This is a genomic window from Mycobacterium sp. 1482292.6 (assembly GCF_001672995.1).
Classification (GTDB): domain Bacteria; phylum Actinomycetota; class Actinomycetes; order Mycobacteriales; family Mycobacteriaceae; genus Mycobacterium; species Mycobacterium europaeum_A.
This window is the reverse complement of the sequence record NZ_LZKV01000147.1, coordinates 1-19165: the sequence shown is the minus strand read 5'-3', so window position 1 is coordinate 19165 and position 19165 is coordinate 1. Positions and strand designations below refer to the sequence as shown.

Genomic DNA, 19165 nt, shown 5'->3' with positions numbered 1-19165 from the left:
CCCACCCGGACGTCGGCCAGGTGTTCGCCGTTGACCTGGCGCAGCGCCTGGCGCACGGCCGCGCGCCGGCGGGCCCGATCGGCCGACCGCAGCGGGATGGCGCCCCAGCGCGGCCCGTCGATGCCCAGCCGCACCAGGTCGCGCCCGCGCAGCATCACGTCGGCGTCCATCGGATGGTGTTGGGGCACATAGCCGATGCGTCCGCTGCCCGACGTGATCGGCTTGCCGTCCACCAGCCCGACACCGGCGCTCAGCGGCAGCTGCCCCAACAGCACCTTGAGCAGCGACGTCTTGCCGCTGCCGTTGGGGCCCAGCACCGCGATGAATTCGCCGCGCGACACCGACAGGTCCAGGTGGTCCCACAGCACCCGGTCGCCGAAGGACAGCCGCGCCCCGCGCAGCGAAACCGTTTCCGCGGGGTTCTCGATGGCCGGTTCGAGGCTCACGACGGTACGGTCCGGCTCGACCGCAGCGCGGACTGCAGCTGATTGACCGTATTGCGTTGCCAGGCAAGGTATTCCGTGCCTTCGGTCAGCGTTTCGGACACGTCGGTGACCGGGACGCCCGCGTGCCGTGCGGCGTCGCGCAGGCCGTTGATCGCGGTGGTGGAGGTCTGCGGGTTGACCAGCACCGCCGACACCTGACGACGGTTGACCAGGTCGAGGACCACCGCCATGTCGGCCGGTGCCGGATCGGTCTCGTTCTCGATGGCCGCCTCGAACGCGGGCGGGGTCCGGTTCGCCAGGCCCGTGGCCTTCAGTAGGTAGAACGCGACCGGTTCGGTCGCGACCACCGAGGTGTTGGGATAGGCGGTCGCGATGGCGTGTTCGGCGCCGGCGATCGAGTCGGCGTCGCGGCCGAACGCGACGGCGTTGGACCGATAGTCGGCGGCGTTGCCCGCGTCGATCGTCGCGAGGCGCTCGGCGATGGTGCTCGCCACCGCTTTGGCGACGTCCAGGTCGTAGAAGACGTGCTCGTTGCGGGGTGCTCCGTCGTTGTTCAGAAACGAGTAGGCGTTGACCGGCTTGGCGTCCGGGTGGCGGGCCAGCACGTCGTCGACCCACCCGTCGTACCCGCCGCCGTTGAAGACCACCAGCGGGGCGTCGGCGATCGCGGCGGCGTCGGCGGGACTGACCTCATAAGAGTGGGGGTCGATGTCCGCCCCGCTGAGAATGGATTTGACGGCGACGTGGCGGCCGGTGACGGCGCGCGCCACGCTGCCCCACACGTCGGTGGAGGCGACGACGGAGAGCGCGCGCGAATGCGCCGAACCGACACAGCCGGTGAGCACCGCGCCGCCGGCCACCGCCAGCGCGGCCGCCAGCCATCGCGTCGCGTCGGCGGTCCTGGCCTTAGCCGTTCGTTGCCGCGTCGGTGCCATGTGCACGTCCGATTTCCTCCCGCCGGCCAGTCAGCCGATCCACAATACTAATGAAAACCGTTTCCATTACAAAGCCGCAAGCTGAAGCACGTACGCACGGGCCCCGATCCGCTGTAGCCTCACCGAACGTGAGTCCCACACCGCGCCGGCGTGCGACTCTGGCGTCATTGGCGGACGAGCTCAACGTTTCGCGCACGACGATCTCGAATGCCTTCAACCGGCCCGATCAGCTCTCCCCGGACCTGCGCGAGCGCGTGCTCGCGACGGCCAAGCGGCTGGGCTACGCCGGCCCCGACCCGGTGGCGCGTTCGTTGCGGACCCGCAAGGCGGGCGCGGTCGGTCTGGTGATGGCCGAACCGCTGCCCTACTTCTTCAGCGACCCCGCCGCACGCGACTTCGTCACCGGCGTGGCCCAGTCCTGCGAAGCGCTGGGGCAGGGGCTGCTGCTGGTCGCCGTCGGACCCAGCCGCAGCCTCAAAGACGGCACGGCCGCGGTGCTTTCGGCCGGCGTGGATGGCTTCGTGGTCTATTCGGTGTGCGACGAGGATCCCTACCTGCAAGTGGTGTTGCAGCGCCGGCTGCCGATAGTTGTGGTCGACCAGCCCAAGGGGCTGCCCGGCGTCTCGCGGGTGGGCATCGACGACCGCGCGGCGATGCGTGAGCTCGCCGACTACGTGCTGGGCCTGGGGCATCGCGAGATCGGGCTGCTGACCATGCGGCTGGGCCGGGACCGGCGCCAGGGCCTGGTAGACGCCGACCGGCTCCGCTCACCCGCGTTCGACGTGCAACGCGAGCGCATCGTCGGCGTGTGGGAGGCGATGACGGCCGCCGGCGTGGAGCCCGATTCGTTGACCGTGGTGGAGAGCTACGAGCACCTGCCCGAATCGGGCGGCGCGGCCGCCAAGGCGGCGCTGGAGGCCAATCCGCGGATCACCGCGCTCATGTGCACCGCCGACATCCTGGCGCTGTCGGCCATGGATTACCTGCGCGCGCACGGCATTTACGTGCCGGGGCAGATGACCGTCACCGGCTTCGACGGCGTGCCCGAGGCCATCAACCGCGGGCTGACCACGGTGTCGCAGTCCAGCCTGCAGAAGGGCCGCCGGGCCGGGGAGCTGCTGTTGAAGCCGCCGCGCTCGGGCCTGCCCGCCGTCGAACTGTTGGACACCGAACTCATCCGGGGCCGCACCGCCGGCCCGCCGGCGTGAGCCGGGCTACTTCGAGTCCTGGTCGCCGATCAGCAGCCGCACGGCCAGGTCCAGCCGCTTGCTGACGTCGGTGGCCGAGGCCCGCCGGGTGAGCCACGCCAGCAGGTTCGACAGCCACACGTCGGAGATCACCCGGGCGATGTGGTACTGGTCCTCGGTCGGTTCGCCGTCGGCCATCGCCCGCGCGAACATCGAATCGATGAGCTTCTCCACCTGGTCGACCTCGCTGGCCGCCGACGCGTCGGCGAACACGTAGGCCCGGGTCATCGCCTCGGTCAGCAGGGGGTTGCGCTGCATTGCGCGGTTGAGCTTGCCCACCATGAAGTTCAGCCGCTGAAAGGGCGTGCCCCCGGTCATCGCCGAGCGGTCCGTCTTGGCGTCGATGCGGCTGAACTCGCGGCCCAGCGCCGACACCAGCAGGTGCACCTTCGACGGGAAATACCGGTACAGCGTCCCCACCGCGACGTCGGCGCGATCGGCCACCGCACGCATCTGAACTGCCTCGTAACCGCCCTTGGAGGCGATGGCCATGGTGGCGTCCAGGATGCGCTTGCGGCGTTCCCGCTGCGCCTCCGACCCCAGTTCGGACTCCGCCAGTACCGCCACGTTCAGAACCTCGCGCGGCTGCGCGTCAGATACGCGGCTCGGATTTGCGTTGGCTGGCATGTGACGGTTTGCTCCTGTTCCCGGCGGTTCGTTTGCAAACGATACGCATTCTGCGTGTGAATTTCCCACCTCCATACCGCCGCGGACAAGCGCTGTGCTGCTGTAATGGCGTTCGACTTGACGGTCGATCACTGGCACTATTAGAACACGTTCTAGTCTCGAAGAGCGCGGGTTGCGTGCCAACACGTGCCGGAGGCATACCCGCTGGGCGGGCAGATCGCACAATCAGGACAGGGGTTTCGACGCCCCTCTCACGCCGAGTCAAGGACGCGGAGGTCTCTCACGTGGTAGCGACCGTCACCGACGAGCAGTTTGCCGCGCGGGCCCTGGTGCGCGACTGGGCCCGCAATTCGACGTCGGGGCCGGGCGGCACCGCGGCGATCCGCGACGTGGAGCAGGGCAAGCCCGACGCCTGGCGGCCGGTGTTCTCCCGGCTGGCCGAGCTGGGCATCTTCGGCGTCGCGATCCCCGAGGAGTTCGGCGGGGCGGACGGCAGCATCGAAGACCTGTGCGCGATGGTCGAGGAGGCGGCGAAGGCGCTGATCCCCGGGCCGGTCGCCACCACCGCGCTGGCCACGTTGGTGATCTCGGATCCCGAGTTGTTGGGCGCCCTCGCCTCCGGGGAGCGCTTTGCCGGGCTGGCGCTGGAAGGCGACGTCGAGTTCGACGGCGCAACGTCGACGGCGTCGGGCACGGTGCCGTTCGCGCTGGGCGTGGCCGACGGCGCCGTGCTGCTGGCGCCGGCCGACGGCAAGTGGCTGCTGATCGACACCGGCGGCGAGGGCGTGCGGATCGAACCCCTGCAGGCCACCGACTTCTCCCAGCCCCTGGCCCGGGTGGTGCTGGACTCGGCGCCGGCCACCGTGGTGTCGGACAAGCGCGAGCGCGTCGAGGAGCTGGCCGCGACCGTGCTGGCGGCCGAGGCGGCCGGCATCACCCGATGGTCGCTGGAGACCGCCGTCGACTACGCCAAGGTCCGCGAGCAGTTCGGCAAGCCGATCGGCAGCTTCCAGGCCATCAAGCACATCTGCGCCGAGATGCTGTGCCGCGCCGAGCAGGCCGAGGTGGCCGCCGCCGATGCCGCGCGGGCTGCCGCCGAGGGCGACGAAGCCCAGTTCTCCATCGCGGCGGCCCTGGCCGCGAGCACCGGCATCGCCGCCGTGAAGGCCAGCGTCAAGGACTGCATCCAGGTCCTCGGCGGCATCGGCTGCACCTGGGAGCACGACGCGCATCTGTACCTGCGCCGGGCGCACGCCATCGGCCGGTTCCTGGGCGGGGCGGAGGCCTGGCTACGCCGCATCACCGCGCTGACCCAGTCGGGGGTGCGACGCCGCCTGGGTATCGACCTCAGCGAGGTCGAGGACCAGCGGGCGGAGATCGCCGCCGCCGTCGCCCAGATCGCCGAACTGCCCGAGGAGAAGCGGCAGGCGGCGCTGGCCGAGGCGGGCCTGCAGGCGCCGCACTGGCCGCCGCCCTACGGCCGTGGCGCGGGGCCCGCCGAGCAGCTGCTGATCGACCAGGAGCTGGCGGCGGCCGGCGTGGCCCGGCCCGACCTGGTGATCGGCTGGTGGGCGGCGCCAACCATCCTCGAGCACGGCACCCCCGAGCAGATCGAGCGCTTCGTGCCCGGCACCACGCGTGGCGAATTCCTTTGGTGTCAACTGTTTTCCGAGCCGGGAGCCGGCTCGGACCTGGCGTCGCTGCGCACCAAGGCGGTCCGGACCGAGGGCGGCTGGAACCTGACCGGGCAGAAGGTGTGGACGTCGGCGGCGCACAAGGCGCGCTGGGGCGTGTGCCTGGCCCGCACGGATCCGGACGCGCCGAAACACAAAGGCATCACCTACTTTTTGGTGGAGATGAGCTCCCCGGGTATCGAGATCCGCCCGCTGCGCGAGATCACCGGCGACTCGTTGTTCAACGAAGTGTTCCTGGACAACGTGTTCGTTCCCGACGAGCTGGTGGTCGGCGAGGTGAACGACGGTTGGCGGCTGGCCCGCACCACGCTGGCCAACGAGCGCGTCGCGATGGCCAACGGGACGGCGCTGGGCAACCCGATGGAGGAACTGCTCGAGCTGCTGGCCGAGCTCGACCTCGACGCCGCGCAGCAAGACCGGTTGGGGCGGTTGATCGTCGCGGCGCAGACCGGCGCGCTGCTGGACCAGCGGATCGCCCAGCTGGCCGTGGGCGGCCAGGACCCGGGAGCGCAGTCCAGCGTGCGCAAGCTCATCGGTGTGCGCTACCGCCAGGCCCTGGCCGAATTCACCATGGATGTCTCCGAGGGCGGCGGGCTGGTCGATCGGCGGGCGGACGGCGACCGCGCGGTGTTCGACTTCCTCAACACCCGCTGCCTGACCATCGCCGGCGGCACCGAGCAGATCCTGCTCACCGTCGCCGCGGAGCGACTTCTGGGGCTGCCGCGCTAGCCGAGATCGGCTGCAGCAGAGCGCAATTCGTCCAGCTCCTGGCATGCCATGGCGCCCAGATCCTGGTCCTCGCCGGGTTCGGCCCAACGGGCGTAGGCCTTTTTGAATGCCAAGGCACCCAGCTCGGCGGCCAGGGCCGCGGTCGGCTCGGGCACGCCGCGGGATTGCAGCGCTTCGACCACCGCCAGCGCCAATCCGATCTGCTTGAGCGCGTTGCGTTCCTGAAGCTCGGCGCTGGCAGCGATCGCGGCCTTGAGCCTGGGGGCGAGCTCCTTGTTGAACGACGTGAACGCCGCCGCTGCCGACTTCAGGCCGGAGCACACCGCGGCCAGCGGCGTCGCGTCGGCGGGCGCAGCGGCGATGCCCTCGCGCAGTAGTTGGGCGATGGCGTCCTGGCCGGCCGCCAGCACGTCCCGCTTGTCCGGGAAGTGTCTGAAGAACGTGCTTTTCGTCAGGCCAGCGCGCTCGGCGATCTCCGCGACGGTCGTCTGGTCGTAGCCGCGCTCGTTGAACAGGTCCAGCGCCGCGCCGACCAGGCGTGCGCGCGCGTCGGGTTCCCAGCGAGCCATGGCCCCACTTTAGTGATGCGACCATTGTCCCATCACTGGTGTAGGGTGATGGGACAATAGTCGCATCAGATGAAGGAGTTACTCGTGCGCGTATTCGTCACCGGCGCCAGCGGCGGAATCGGCTCGGCCGTCGTCGCACAATTGATCGCCGCCGGCCATCAGGTCGTGGGCCTGGCCCGGTCGGACGCTGCGGCCGCGATCATCAGCGGGCTCGGCGCTGAGCCGCTGCGCGGCGACGTCACCGACCTCGATCTGATGCGGAAGGCGGCCGATGACGCCGACGGCGTCGTATACCTGGCGTTCTCCCACGACTTCACCCGGATGATCGGTGACGCGATCGGCGACGAATTTCGCGCAGTCACCGCGGTCGGCACCGCGCTCGTCGACACAGGTAAACCGCTGGTGGTTGCCAGCGGCACCCCGGCGCTCGCCGGCCGCACGAGCACCGAGGACGACCCCTTCAACACCGAGGGGCCGATGGCCGGACGCGCACGCACCGGACAGGCCGTCATCGACCTGGCCGAGCAAGGCGTCCGATCGGCCGTGGTGCGGCTGCCGCGATCGGTGCACGACGCCGGTGGCCGGTACGGCTTCTGCAGCATCCTGATTCAGGCCGCACGGCAGCGCGGCGTGTCGGCCTTCGTCGGTGACGGTACCCAGCGCTGGCCTGCCGTGCATCGCGACGATGCCGCGTCCTTGTTCCGGCTCGCTCTCGAAAAGGGCGCGCCCGGTTCGGTTTTGCACGCGGTGGGCGACGAAGGCGACCCGATGCGGGCGATCGCCGAGGTGATCGGTCGCCGGGTCGGCGTGCCCGTCGAGTCCGTCCCCGACGCGGTCTTCGGGCCGCTCGGCACCATGTTCGCTATCGACCAGCCCTCGTCGAGCGCACTGACCCGCCAGCGATTGGGCTGGAAGCCCACTGGTCCAAGCCTGCTCGACGATCTCGAGACCGGCGACTACCCCGAATAGGTCAGGAGAACGTGGTCTGCGCGCAGGTGCTCGGTGAGGTGATGTTGACCCCGGAGTAGACCACCTGAATGTGGGTGCAGGCGATGACGTTGTTGTCGGTCTTGGGTTGGCCCGTCTGCCAATCGGTGGAGTCGATGCGCCCGTTCGTCTGGTACTTCTCCGGCGGGCCCTCGCCCATGTAGATGGTGGTGATCTCGTCGGAACCCATGGACTTCATCACCCGCTCGTACTGGCCGGTGGCGTGGGCGTCGAGGTAGGCCAGCCGGTTCGACGACCGGATCTCGGTGGTCTGCCGGGCCCACAGGCCGGGCGGGAAGCCGGTCACGCCGTCGGGCGTCAGCATGTCCGCCCCGGCGGTGAAGTCGCAGTGGCCGTCGGCCTTGAAGCAATTCAGCACGGCCCGCGTCTCCAGCTGGTTGGGCCCGTCCAGCGGGAACAGCGTGGTGGCGGTGTTGCTGGCCGCCGCGCACACCGGGGCGGGTGCAAGCATCGGCAGCACTGCGACGACTGCGAATCCCGATACCAGCCGCCTCATCGATGCTCCCTTTCCCGGTGATCCCAACGGTGAACTTAGCCCCGCGGCTACTCGTCGTAGGTGACTTCTACCGAATCAGATTCCGGGTGAGATTGACAGGCCAGAATCAGGCCTTCGTCCAGATCCTGCTGCTCGAGCACGTCGTTGACCTCCATGCTCACGTTGCCCTTGCGCAGCGTGCACGCGCACGCGCCGCAGTGACCCTCGCGGCAGGAGAAGGGGGCGTCGAGGCCCTTGGCCAGCAGGACGTCGAGCAGCTTGGCGTTGCGCGGCCAGGACACGGTGTGGGTTTCGCCGTCCAGCTCCACCACCGCGGTCGCCGGCGGCTCGTCGCCCTCGGGGGTGTCCTCGATCGTCACCGCCGCGAACGGGTCGGAGTCCAGCGACTTGAACACCTCGATATGTATCTGCGCCGCAGGCACTTTCAGCGTTTCCAGCGCTTGTCTCGCCGAGTCCATGAAGGCGCCCGGGCCGCAGATGTACACGGGCCGATCCGTGTAGGGCGCGGCCAACTTGGCCAGCGCGGCCACGCTGGGCAGGCCCTGCAGCGATTCCAGCCAGTGCAGCACCGTGAGCCGGTCGGGGTATTTGGCCGCCAGCTCGCGCAGCGCGTCGGAGAAGATCACCGAGCGCTCGTCGCGGTTGGCGTAGACCAGCGTCACCTGCCCGCTGCCCTCGGCCAGTGCGGACTTGCAGATGGACATGATCGGGGTGATGCCGCTGCCCGCGGCCATCAGCAGGAAGTCGTCGCCCAGCGTCTTGGGCACGAAGGTGCCCGACGGGGCCAGCACGTGGATGCGCATGCCCTTGTGCGCGTGGTCGCACAGCCAGTTGGACGCGTAGCCGTCCGCGGTGCGTTTGACGGTGACCGTGAGCGCGTCGTCGGTGAACGGCGAGCTGCACAGCGAATAGCAGCGGGCCACCGAGCCGGTGCGCTCGCTGGGAACGCGCAGCGTCAGGAACTGGCCCGGCGCGTACCGTAACCGCTCGGGCGGGATGTCGGGGTCGCCCGCGTCGTCGGGTACCGCGAACACCAGCGACCGCGCGTCGTCGGTCTCGGCGATGACCTCGGCGACCTGCAGTTCGAGGACGTGGTCACCGAGTGGCTCGTCGGGAATCGCCTCGGTCAAGGCCCGTCCCTTCCTTTCGTGGCAAAACGTGTCGACCCGCTGCGACCGGCTCCGCCGCTCTTGCGATCGCCACGGGCAACTAGAACATGTTACAGAAAAGCGGATTCGTATCGCTACCAGCCGCAGGAATACCCTGCTCGACACAAATCGGAACGTGTTCTAGTCTCTGGTGTAAGTCCGCTGAGTAAGTCTGGCGCAGGAGGCAAACGTAAGTGACGTCCATTCAACAGCGTGATGCGCAGTCGGTTTTGGCTGGCATCGATGATCTGCTCCCGCAGATTCGCGAACGCGCTCAGGCGACGGAGGACCTGCGGCGGCTGCCCGACGAGACCGTTCAGGATCTTCAGGATGTGGGCTTCTTCACCCTGTTGCAGCCCGAGCAGTGGGGCGGTTTGCAGTGCGACCCGACGCTGTTCTACGAGGCGGTGCGGCGGCTGGCCAGCGCGTGTGGCTCCACCGGCTGGGTGAGCTCGATCATCGGCGTGCACAACTGGCACCTTGCGCTGTTCGACCAGCAGGCCCAGGAGGAGGTCTGGGGCGAGGACCCCAAGACCCGGGTGTCGTCGTCGTATGCCCCGATGGGTGCCGGCGTGGTGACCGATGGCGGTTACCTGGTCAACGGCTCATGGAACTGGTCCTCGGGCTGTGACCACGCCACGTGGGCGTTCCTCGGCGGTCCGGTGATCAAGGACGGCCGTCCGGTGGACTTCGGCAGCTTCCTGATCCCGCGCAGCGAGTACCGCATCGACGATGTGTGGCACGTCGTGGGCCTGCGGGGCACCGGCAGCAACACCGTCGTCGTCAAGGACGTCTTCGTGCCGCGCCACCGGTTCCTGTCCTACAAGGCCATGAACGACGGCACCGCGGGCGGGTATGAGACCAACACCGCGCCGGTGTACAAGATGCCTTGGGGCACAATGCATCCCACAACCATTTCGGCGCCGATCGTCGGGATGGCCTACGGCGCGTACGACGCGCACGTCGAGCATCAGGGCAAGCGGGTGCGGGCGGCGTTCGCCGGCGAGAAGGCCAAGGACGACCCGTTCGCCAAGGTCCGCATCGCCGAGGCGGCCAGCGACATCGACGCGGCCTGGCGTCAGTTGAGCGGCAACGTCGCCGACGAGTACGCCCTGCTGTCCGCCGGCAAGGAGATCCCGTTCGACCTGCGCGCCCGCGCGCGCCGCGACCAGGTGCGCGCCACCGGCCGGGCGATCGCCTCCATCGACCGGTTGTTCGAGGCGTCCGGTGCCACGGCCTTGGGCAATGACCAACCGGTGCAACGGTTCTGGCGCGATGCGCACGCCGGCCGGGTGCACGCGGCCAACGACCCGGAGCGGGCCTACCAGATCTTCGGGAACAACGAGTTCGGGTTGCCGCCCGGCGACACCATGGTCTAGCGCCGGCGACGATGCAGAGCGAAGCGATGAGGAGGAGCGGCGCCGAATGACCGGCACCTCGACAACCGAAGAAATAACCTTCGAATCGACCTCGCGCTTCGCCGAGGTGGACGTCGACGGCCCGCTGAAGCTGCACTACCACGAAGCCGGGGTCGGCAACGACCAGACCGTGGTGCTGCTGCACGGCGGCGGACCGGGCGCGGCGAGTTGGACGAACTTCTCCCGCAACATCCCGGTGCTGGCCGAGCGGTTTCACGTGCTGGCCGTCGACCAGCCGGGCTACGGCCACTCCGACAAGCGCGCCGAGCACGGGCAGTTCAACCACTACGCGGCACGGGCGCTCAAGGGCCTGTTCGACCAGCTGGGTCTGGGACGCGTTCCGCTGGTTGGGAATTCGCTGGGCGGTGGCACCGCGGTCCGCTTCGCGCTGGATTACCCGGACCGGGCCGGCAAGCTGGTGCTGATGGGGCCCGGCGGGGTCAGCGTGAACCTGTTCGCGCCCGACCCGACGGAGGGCGTCAAACGGCTCGGCAAGTTCTCCGCCGAGCCCACCCGCGAAAACCTCGAGGCGTTTCTGCGGGTGATGGTCTACGACCAGAAGCTGATCACCGACGAATTGATCGACCAGCGCTTCGAATTGGCCCGCACACCCGAATCGCTGACCGCGACGCGGGCAATGGGAATGTCTTTCGCCGGAGCCGATTTCGAGCTGGGCATGATGTGGCGCGAGGTGCACCGGCTACGCCAGCCGGTGCTGCTGATCTGGGGCCGCGAGGACCGGGTCAACCCGCTGGACGGCGCGCTGGTCGCACTGAAAACCATTCCGCGTGCACAGCTTCACGTTTTCGGGCAATGTGGGCACTGGGCACAGGTGGAGAAGTTCGACGAGTTCAACAAGCTCACCATCGATTTCCTGGGAGGTGCGCGATGAGCATCCGCTCTCTGGGCTATCTGCGTATCGAGGCCACCGACATGGCGGCCTGGCGCGACTACGGCCTGAAGGTGCTCGGCATGGTCGAGGGCAAGGGCGCCACCGATGGCGCGCTCTATCTGCGGATGGACGACTTCCCGGCACGGCTGGTGATCGTGCCCGGCGAGCAGGACCGGCTCATCGAATCCGGCTGGGAATGCGCGAATGCCGCTGGGCTGCAAGAGATCCGGAACCGGCTAGACATCGAGGGCACGCCCTACAAGGAGGCCACCGCCGCCGAACTGGCCGACCGCCGGGTCGACGAGATGATCCGGTTCTCCGACCCGTCCGGCAACTGTCTGGAGGTCTTCCACGGCGCTGCGCTCGAACACCGCCGCGTGGTCAGCCCGTACGGGCACAAGTTCGTCACCGAGGACCAGGGCCTGGGCCACGTGGTGCTGACCACCCGCGACGACGCAGAGACCCTGCACTTCTACCGCGACGTGCTGGACTTCAAGCTGCGTGACTCGATGCGACTGCCCCCTCAGGTGGTCGGCCGGCCCGCCGACGGCCCCCCAGCCTGGCTGCGGTTCCTGGGCTGCAACCCGCGCCACCACAGCCTGGCCTTCATGCCCGGCCAGACCCCCAGCGGCATCGTGCACCTGATGGTCGAGGTCGAGAACGCCGACGACGTCGGCCTGTGCCTGGACCGGGCCCTGCGCCGCAAGGTGCCGATGTCGGCGACGCTGGGCCGCCACGTCAACGACCTGATGCTGTCCTTCTACATGAAGACACCCAGCGGGTTCGACATCGAATTCGGTTGCGAGGGAAGACAAGTCGCCGACGACGACTGGATCGCCCGGGAGAGCACCGCGATCAGCCTGTGGGGCCACGACTTCAGCGTCGGATTCAAGGGTTAGTTTCTCAGGCCATGGCTGCCGCGCCGATCGACCCGCGCACGTTCCGCAGCGTGCTCGGCCAGTTCTGCACCGGGATCACCATCATCACCACCGTGCATGACGACGTCCCGGTCGGTTTCGCCTGCCAGTCGTTTGCGGCGCTGTCGCTGGACCCGCCGCTGGTGTTGTTCTGCCCCACCAAGGTGTCGCGGTCGTGGCAGGCGATCGAGGCCAGCGGCCGGTTCTGCGTCAACATGTTGACCGAGCAGCAGAAGCACGTCTCGGCCCGCTTCGGCTCCAAGGAGCCCGATAAGTTCGCCGGGATCGACTGGCACCCTTCCGAACTCGGTTCGCCGATCATCGACGGTTCGCTGGCCTACATCGACTGCACGGTGGCCTCCGCGCACGACGGGGGCGATCACTTCGTGGTATTCGGTGCGGTGCAGTCGCTTTCGGAGGCGCCCAAGATCAAGCCGCGGCCGCTGCTGTTCTATCGCGGTGAATACACCGGCATCGAACCGGACAAGACGACGCCCGCCCAGTGGCGCGACGACCTGGAAGCGTTTTTGACGACCACCACCCAGGACACCTGGCTGTAGCGGGACACCTGGCTGTAGCGGCGCCCTACCGGTCGCGGCGGTCGGCGGACATGTCGACCGTGGGGGAGTTGTCCGCTATCGGCTGCTCCTGGCTCCACGCGGGGTCGCGTCCGGCGGCGTTCTCGCCGGCCGCGGCATCCCTGTCCTTGTCGGCCTTCACCTTCGGGTCGAGGTTGTCGGCACGCTTGAACTGCTCGTCGAGCTGTTCGCGCGAGGACGCCGCTTCCGTCTGATGGGTTGACGCCCGATCATGCAGGCGGGCGGCTTCGGCGGCCTTGGCCTCGGCTTCGGCCTGCGCGGCACGGGCTTTCGCGGCCGTCTCGGCGGCCAGCGCCTCGCGGCGCTCGACCTTGGCGCTCTCCAAGTTGGCTTTTTCGCGGATCTGTTCGGCCTCCCGCTCGCGGCGGCGCCTGGTGGCTCTGCGGGCGGCGATGGCCAGGGCGACGATCACGAGGACCGCCACAACTGCGGCGATGACGATCCAGACGGTGTTGCTGGTATTCATGATGGACTCCGTTGTCGATATACCGAAGCGCTAAGGCCCCGTTCGCCGGGTTGCCGTATTCGACAGGAACGAAACAACCCAAGTCGACACCCGCGGCTCGGGCGCCTCCGCGGGGCCGGAGAATGGAGTCATGACGCTGGACCTGAACGGGTACTTCGACCGCATCAACTACGACGGTCCGGCCGAGCCGAGCCTCGAGGTGCTACAGGCGCTGATGACCGCCCACACCGGCTCGATCCCGTTCGAGAACCTCGATCCGCTGATGGGCGTGCCGGTCGACGACCTTGGCCCGGAAGCCCTCACCGACAAGCTGGTCCGCCGGCGCCGTGGGGGCTACTGCTACGAGCAGAACGGCCTGATGGGCTACGCGCTTGCCGAAATCGGTTTCCGGGTGCGGCGGTTGGCCGGCCGGGTGGTCTGGATGCAGCCGCCCGAGACGCCGCTGGGCGCCCAGACGCACACCGCGCTGGCGGTGACGTTCCCGGGCTCGCGGGGTTCGTTTTTGGTCGACGTCGGCTTTGGTGGCCAGACGCTGACGTCTCCCATCCGTTTGCAGACCGGCAACGCCCAGCAGACCACGCACGAGCCGTATCGGCTCAACGACCGCGGCGACGGCCTGGTGCTGCAAGCGCAGGTCCGCGACGAGTGGCAACCGCTGTACGTCTTCGGCACCCAGAGCGTGCCCCAGATCGATCTGCGGGTGGGCAGCTGGTACGTCTCCACGCATCCGTCGTCGCATTTCGTGACCAGCCTGATGGTCGCGTTGACCACCGACGACGCCCGCTACAACCTGGCCGGCCGGAACCTGACGATTCACCGCGCCGACGGCAGCGAGAAGATCCGCCTCGAGGACGCGGCGGCGGTCGTCGAGGTGCTCGGTGAGCGGTTCGGCATCGACGTGGCGGGCATCGGCGAGGCGGGTGCGCTCGAGGCGCGCATCGCGCAGGTGCTCGACGCCTAGGCGCCTCGTGCGGTTTCGCTAGCGCGCCGCGAGCCAGGGGCCGAGGCGTCGCACCGCTTCCTCGATATCGCGGGTCGGGCCCGCGAACGACAGCCGCACGAACGAATTCCCGCGCGCGGTGTCGAAGTCGATGCCCGGTGCGATCGCAACACCGGTCTGCGCCAACAGCTTTGAACAGAACTCGATCGAGTTGTCGGTGAATTCCGAAACGTCGGCGTAGACGTAGAAGGCGCCGTCGGTGGGGGCCAACCGCTCGATGCCGATGCTGCGCAGCCCGTCGAGCACCAGCGAGCGGTTGGTCGCGTAGTGGTGCAGGTGACCGTCGGCTTCGGCCGTCGCCTCCGGGGTGAAGGCCGCCACCGCGGCGAGTTGCGACAGCACGGGCGGGCAGATGGTGAAATTGCCGGTCAAACAATCCACCGCGCGGCGCAGCTCGGCCGGCACCAGCAGCCAGCCCAGCCGCCAGCCCGTCATCGCGTAGTACTTCGAAAAGCTGTTGACCACCACGGCGTTTCGGGATGTCTGCCACGCGCAGCTGGTCTGTGGCGCACCGTCGTAGACCAGGCCGTGGTACACCTCGTCGCTGATCAGTCGCGCTCCCGATGCATCGCACCAGGAGGCGATGGCGGCCAGCTCCGCCGGGTCGATGACGGTGCCCGTCGGGTTGGCGGGGCTCGCCACGATGACGCCCTGCACCGGCGGGTCGAGTTCGGCCAGCATCCGCGCGGTCGGCTGGAAGCGGGTCTGCGGCCCGCAGGGAATCTCCACCACCTCACAACCCAAGGCGGACAGGATGTTTCGGTAACACGGGTAACCGGGGCTGGCCAGCGCCACCCGATCGCCGACGTCGAAGCAGGCCAGGAAGGTGAGCAGGAAGCCGCCGGAGGAGCCGGTGGTGATCACCACCGCATCCGGTTCGACGTCGAGCCCGTGCTGGCGCTGGTAGTCGGCGGCGATCGCGGCGCGCAGTTCCGGGGTGCCCAACGACACCGAGTAACCGAGCTCGTTGGAATGCACGGCGGCCGCCGCGGCCGCTCGCACCGGCTCGGGCGCACCCACGCTGGGCTGGCCCGCCGACAGGTTGACCAGGTCGCCGTGGCTGCGCTGGCGTTCCGCGGCCGCCAGCCACACATCCATCACATAGAACGGTGGGATGCCGGCGCGCAGCGAGACACGGTCGGTCACGGCGTCTGGAGTACCTCGGATTCCAGCCGCTTAAGCAGTTGTTGCGGCGAATCCAGCAGATGCGCGCTGCCGTGGGCGCGCTTGAAGTACAGGTGCATGTCGTGTTCCCAGGTGATCGCGATGCCGCCGTGCAGCTGGATCCCCTCGGCGGCCACGACGTTCAGCGCCTCGGTGGCGGCAAGGCGGGCGGTGGCGGCGTTGGTGGGACTGGGGGCATCGCAGGCGTCGGCGACGACGGCCTTGGCGGCGGAGACGGTGACATACAGATCGGCCATCCGGTGCTTGAGCGCCTGGAAGCTGCCGATCGGCCGGCCGAATTGCACTCGGTCCTTGGCATATTCGACCGTCAGCTCCAAACAGCGCTGCGCGGCACCGATCTGCTCGGCGGCCAGCAGGATGGCCGCCGTGTCCGCCAGGCCGGGGTCGGTGCCGATCGGCTCGGTCTCCTCGGCCGTGAGCCGCGCCAGGCGCCGGGTCGGGTCCATGGTGGTGACGGGCTCGGCGCCGAACCGGGTCCACCTGTTCAGCCGGCCGTCCTCGACGGCGACCACGACGTCGGCGATATCACCGTTGACCACGTAGTCGGCGTCGAACACCAGCGCGCCGATCGCGGCGCCCTCGGCGAGGCCCTCCAGCGTCGTGACGTCCGGTTCGGCCGCGCTCAGCAGCGCCAGCTCGGCCAGCGTGGTGCCGAGCAGCGGGGAGGGCACCAGCGCGCGGCCCAGCTCCTGTAAAACCGTTGCGGCATCGGCCAGTTCGCCGCCCGCGCCGCCCAGCTCCTCGGGAATCACCAGTGCCGCCGCGCCGACCTGCTCGCACAGCAGCTGCCAGAGCGACTCGTCGTAGCCCTTCTCGGACTCCATGGCCGCGCGCACGGCCGCCGGGCCGGCGTGCTTGGCCACCAGGGCGGCGACGGTCTCGCGGAGGAGTTCGCGTTCTTCTGTTGTGGTCATAGCGCCTCCAGCACTCGGCGCCGGTGCTGCTCCGGGGTGCCCCACGCCGACCGCAGCGCCTGCACCCGCAGCAGCAACAGCGACAGGTCGTGCTCCTGGGTGAAGCCGATCGCACCGTGGGTTTGCAGCGCCGACCGCGCCGCCAACAGCCCCGCCTCGGACGCCGCCGCCTTGGCCGCGCTGACGTCGCGGGGGTCCAGCGTCAGCGCCGCGCCATACACCAGCGGACGGGCCAGCTCGATGGCGATGTGCACGTCGGCGAGCTTGTGCTTGATCGCCTGATACGAGCCGATCACCCGGCCGAACTGGGTGCGCTGCTTGGCGTAGTCGACCGCGCCGTCGCGCAGCGCCTCGGCCGCACCGATCAGCTGGGCCGCGGTGGCCAGCGCGCCGAACTGGTAGGCGCGCTTGACATCCGCCTGCCACGACGGCCCGGTCGCGGTCACGTCGAAGAGCTTTCGGCTGGGGTCGACGGACTCGTGGGCGTCGCCTGGTGTTGCCTCGGTGACGCCGTTCTCGCCGGCCAGCAGCACCAGCCCGGCCACGTCGGCGTCCACCGCGCGCGGCGTCTGCGGCGGCAGGGCGACGGTGGCGATCAGCTCACCGGAGGCCAGTTCGGCGCATCGCTCGGCCCGATCGCCCGAGGCGAGCAAAACCGGTGCCACGGCGATGGATTCGGCGACCGGCCCCGGCACGCACCAGCGGCCCAGGCGCTCGACGGCGACGACGAGGTCGACGGGGTCGGCCTCGATCCCGTCGAATTTCTCCGGCACGGCCAGCGCGGTGACGCCCAGGGTGGCCAACTGCTCCCACACCTTGCGGCCCGGTGCGGTGTCGCCCGCCGCCCACGCGCGCACCGCGCCGGGCAGATCCGCCGCGCCCAGCGCGGCGTCGATGCTGGCCGCGAAGTCGCGCTGCTGTTCGTCTAGCGCAAATTTCACTTCTTGCCCCCGGACTTTTCGCGCGGCAGGCCCAGCAACCGCTCGGAGATGATGTTGCGCTGAATCTCGTTGGTGCCGGCGTAGATCGGGCCGCCCAGCGCAAACAGCAAGCCCTCGGTCCACCGGCTGGTCAGTTCCCCGTCGGCGGCCAGCAGGTCCAGCGCGGTCTGGTGCAGTTCGACGTCGAGGTCGGACCAGAACACCTTGGTCACCGACGATTCGGCGCCCAGCTCCCCGCCGAGGCCCAACCGGGTCACCGTGCCGAAGGTCTGCAGCCGGTAGGCCTGCGCCTTGATCCAGCCGTCGGCCACCCGGTCGGCGAACGCCTCGGGTGAGCCGCTGTCCTGCCACAGCCGCACCAGCCGCTCGGCGGTGGCCAGGAAGCGGGCCGGGCTGCGCAGTGACATGCCGCGCTCGTTGCTCGACGTGCTCATGGCCGCCCGCCAGCCCTCGTGCGGGGTGCCGATCACGTCCTCGTCGGGCACGAAGACGTCGTCGAGGAAGATCTCGCCGAACCCGGTGTCGCCGCCCAGCTGGACGATGGGGCGCACCGTGACCCCCTTGGCCTTCAGGTCGAACATGAAGTACGTCAGCCCGTTGTGCCGCTCGGCTCCCGGGTCTGACCGGAACAGCCCGAAGCCCCGCTCGGCGAACGGGGCTCGCGAGCTCCAGATCTTCTGCCCGTTGAGCAGCCAACCGCCGTTGGTCTGGGTGGCGGTGGATCGCAGCGACGCCAGGTCGCTGCCGGACTCGGGCTCCGACCACGCCTGGGCCCAGATCTCTTCTCCGCTAGCCATTTTCGGCAGGATCCGGTCGCGCTGTTCTTCGGTGCCGTGCGCGAACAGCGTCGGCGCCAGCATCGAGGTGCCGTTGGCGCTGGCGCGGCCCGGCGCGCCGGCCCGGAAGTACTCCTCCTCGAACACCACCCAGTGCAGCAGCGGCGCGTCGCGGCCGCCGTACTTTTTCGGCCAGGTGATCACCGACAGGCCGGCGTCGAACAGCACCCGGTCCCATTTCCGGTGCTGGTCAAAGCCTTCGGCGTTGTCGTATGACTTGGTCGGGATGTTTTCGGCGTTGGCCGACAGGAATTCCCGGACCTCGGCCTGGAAGGCCAGGGTGTCTTCGTCTAGATCCAGATCCATCAGTCCAGCTCTCGCAGTTGTGGTTTGACCACCTTGCCGCCGGCATTGCGCGGCAACGCGTCGACGAACCGCACCGACCGCGGTGCCTTGAAGTTCGCCAGATGTTCACGGGTGTAAGCGATCACGGATTGCTCGTCGAGTTGGGCGCCGGGCCGGGTCACCAGGTATGCCCGGCCCACCTCGCCGAGCCGCTCGTCGGGAACTCCGATCACCGCGGCGTCGGCCACGCCGTCCATCCGGGCCAGCACCTGCTCGACCTCGGCGGGGTAGACGTTGAATCCACCGCAGATGTACATGTCTTTCAGGCGATCGGTGATGCGCAGGTTGCCGGCCGCGTCGACGGCGCCGATGTCACCGGTGTGCAGCCAGCCGTCGGCGTCGATGGCGGCCGCGGTGGCCTCGGGGTCTTCCAGGTAGCCCAGCATCACGTTCGGCCCGCGCAGCAACACCTCGCCCGACTCCCCGGGGGCCTCGGCGTCGATGCGCAATTCGAAGTCGGCGAACGGGCGGCCGCAGGTGGTGGCCACGGTGACCGCGTCATCGTCGGCGCGGCACATCGTGCCCATGCCGTTGGCCTCGGTCAGCCCGTAGGCGGTCAGCACGATGTCGATGTCCAGTTCGGACTGCATGCGCTCGACCAGCACCACGGGCACGGTCGCCGCGCCGGTCACCGCGAACCGCAACGAGCTCAGGTCGTAGTCGTTGCGCGCCGGGTGGTCGAGCAGGGTTTGGTAGATGGTGGGCGGCCCGGGCAGCACGGTGATGCGGTGTCGCTCGATGGCCTGCAGTGCG

General features: G+C 69.1%; 19 protein-coding genes and 1 pseudogene. 8 read left to right on the top strand and 12 right to left on the bottom strand.

Annotated elements, in window-relative coordinates; all coding sequences use genetic code 11:
• Both A5624_RS14830 and A5624_RS14825 read right to left on the bottom strand, forming a co-directional pair.
• Positions 1-446 (bottom strand): ATP-binding cassette domain-containing protein (locus tag A5624_RS14830; protein WP_156749020.1); only part of this gene is annotated, 446 nt, incomplete at its 3' end.
• A complete protein-coding gene (locus A5624_RS14825; protein ID WP_066867391.1) occupies positions 443-1381 on the bottom strand; it encodes a metal ABC transporter solute-binding protein, Zn/Mn family in 939 nt (312 codons plus the stop codon). The genes A5624_RS14825 and A5624_RS14830, both read right to left, overlap by 4 nt.
• 128 nt (positions 1382-1509) lie before the next feature.
• Between A5624_RS14825 and A5624_RS14820 the strand changes: the two genes are divergently transcribed.
• The gene (locus A5624_RS14820; protein WP_066867389.1) at positions 1510-2589 is read left to right on the top strand and encodes a LacI family DNA-binding transcriptional regulator; all 1080 of its coding nucleotides are present in this window, start codon (positions 1510-1512) and stop codon (positions 2587-2589) included.
• A gap of 6 nt (positions 2590-2595) precedes the next feature.
• Here A5624_RS14820 and kstR read toward each other — a convergent pair whose 3' ends face one another.
• Entirely contained in the window at positions 2596-3195 is a 600-nt protein-coding gene (gene kstR / locus A5624_RS14815) for a cholesterol catabolism transcriptional regulator KstR (protein ID WP_066867395.1), read from the bottom strand.
• A gap of 344 nt (positions 3196-3539) precedes the next feature.
• Between kstR and A5624_RS14810 the strand changes: the two genes are divergently transcribed.
• A complete protein-coding gene (locus tag A5624_RS14810; RefSeq protein WP_066867387.1) occupies positions 3540-5678 on the top strand; it encodes an acyl-CoA dehydrogenase in 2139 nt (712 codons plus the stop codon).
• On the opposite strand, the gene A5624_RS14805 is transcribed toward A5624_RS14810, so the two are convergent.
• On the bottom strand, positions 5675-6247 hold the full coding sequence (locus A5624_RS14805; protein WP_066867386.1) for a TetR/AcrR family transcriptional regulator: 573 nt from the start codon (positions 6245-6247) through the stop codon (positions 5675-5677). The genes A5624_RS14810 and A5624_RS14805 overlap by 4 nt on opposite strands.
• 84 nt (positions 6248-6331) lie before the next feature.
• Here A5624_RS14805 and A5624_RS14800 point away from each other — a divergent pair, with 84 nt between their 5' ends.
• Positions 6332-7216 (top strand): SDR family oxidoreductase, encoded by an 885-nt coding sequence (locus A5624_RS14800; protein ID WP_066867393.1) that lies wholly within the window; start codon positions 6332-6334, stop codon positions 7214-7216.
• 1 nt (position 7217) lies between these two features.
• Here A5624_RS14800 and A5624_RS14795 read toward each other — a convergent pair whose 3' ends face one another.
• Both A5624_RS14795 and A5624_RS14790 read right to left on the bottom strand, forming a co-directional pair.
• Complete coding sequence (locus tag A5624_RS14795) at positions 7218-7751, bottom strand: hypothetical protein (RefSeq protein WP_066867384.1); 534 nt, start codon at positions 7749-7751, stop codon at positions 7218-7220.
• A gap of 47 nt (positions 7752-7798) precedes the next feature.
• Entirely contained in the window at positions 7799-8881 is a 1083-nt protein-coding gene (locus A5624_RS14790; RefSeq protein ID WP_066867381.1) for a ferredoxin--NADP reductase, read from the bottom strand.
• Positions 8882-9093: 212 nt separating this feature from the next.
• On the opposite strand from A5624_RS14790, the gene hsaA reads away from it, so the two are divergent.
• From hsaA to hsaB, 4 genes are read left to right on the top strand one after another with little or no spacing between them, the layout of a single operon-like run.
• Positions 9094-10278, top strand: coding sequence for a 3-hydroxy-9,10-secoandrosta-1,3,5(10)-triene-9,17-dione monooxygenase oxygenase subunit (gene hsaA / locus A5624_RS14785; RefSeq protein WP_066867379.1), 1185 nt, complete (start codon positions 9094-9096; stop codon positions 10276-10278).
• A 46-nt stretch (positions 10279-10324) separates the two neighbouring features.
• Complete coding sequence (gene hsaD, locus A5624_RS14780) at positions 10325-11209, top strand: 4,5:9,10-diseco-3-hydroxy-5,9,17-trioxoandrosta-1(10),2-diene-4-oate hydrolase (RefSeq protein ID WP_066867377.1); 885 nt, start codon at positions 10325-10327, stop codon at positions 11207-11209.
• A complete protein-coding gene (gene hsaC, locus A5624_RS14775; protein WP_066867375.1) occupies positions 11206-12108 on the top strand; it encodes an iron-dependent extradiol dioxygenase HsaC in 903 nt (300 codons plus the stop codon). The genes hsaD and hsaC overlap by 4 nt, the downstream gene beginning before the upstream one ends.
• A gap of 11 nt (positions 12109-12119) precedes the next feature.
• Positions 12120-12686: a 3-hydroxy-9,10-secoandrosta-1,3,5(10)-triene-9,17-dione monooxygenase reductase subunit gene (hsaB, locus tag A5624_RS14770; protein WP_066867373.1), complete on the top strand. Its 567-nt coding sequence runs from the start codon at positions 12120-12122 to the stop codon at positions 12684-12686.
• A 25-nt stretch (positions 12687-12711) separates the two neighbouring features.
• Here hsaB and A5624_RS14765 read toward each other — a convergent pair whose 3' ends face one another.
• Positions 12712-13191: a hypothetical protein gene (locus A5624_RS14765; RefSeq protein ID WP_066867371.1), complete on the bottom strand. Its 480-nt coding sequence runs from the start codon at positions 13189-13191 to the stop codon at positions 12712-12714.
• Positions 13192-13321: 130 nt separating this feature from the next.
• Here A5624_RS14765 and A5624_RS14760 point away from each other — a divergent pair, with 130 nt between their 5' ends.
• Positions 13322-14152 (top strand): arylamine N-acetyltransferase, encoded by an 831-nt coding sequence (locus A5624_RS14760; RefSeq protein WP_066867369.1) that lies wholly within the window; start codon positions 13322-13324, stop codon positions 14150-14152.
• An 18-nt stretch (positions 14153-14170) separates the two neighbouring features.
• Here the strand turns inward: A5624_RS14760 and A5624_RS14755 are convergent, their stop codons facing one another.
• The 5 genes and pseudogenes from A5624_RS14755 to fadD3 form a co-directional block, all read right to left on the bottom strand.
• A complete protein-coding gene (locus tag A5624_RS14755; RefSeq protein WP_066867367.1) occupies positions 14171-15337 on the bottom strand; it encodes a pyridoxal phosphate-dependent aminotransferase in 1167 nt (388 codons plus the stop codon).
• Complete coding sequence (locus A5624_RS14750) at positions 15334-16290, bottom strand: acyl-CoA dehydrogenase family protein (protein WP_066867365.1); 957 nt, start codon at positions 16288-16290, stop codon at positions 15334-15336. Before A5624_RS14750 ends, A5624_RS14755 begins: the two co-directional genes overlap by 4 nt.
• Positions 16287-17231, bottom strand: coding sequence for an acyl-CoA dehydrogenase family protein (locus tag A5624_RS14745; RefSeq protein WP_066867362.1), 945 nt, complete (start codon positions 17229-17231; stop codon positions 16287-16289). Before A5624_RS14745 ends, A5624_RS14750 begins: the two co-directional genes overlap by 4 nt.
• Positions 17228-18373 (bottom strand): acyl-CoA dehydrogenase family protein, encoded by a 1146-nt coding sequence (locus tag A5624_RS14740; RefSeq protein WP_066867360.1) that lies wholly within the window; start codon positions 18371-18373, stop codon positions 17228-17230. Before A5624_RS14740 ends, A5624_RS14745 begins: the two co-directional genes overlap by 4 nt.
• Positions 18373-19165, bottom strand: a pseudogene (fadD3, locus tag A5624_RS14735) (3-((3aS,4S,7aS)-7a-methyl-1,5-dioxo-octahydro-1H-inden-4-yl)propanoate--CoA ligase FadD3); the annotation flags it as partial. The gene A5624_RS14740 and the pseudogene fadD3, both read right to left, overlap by 1 nt.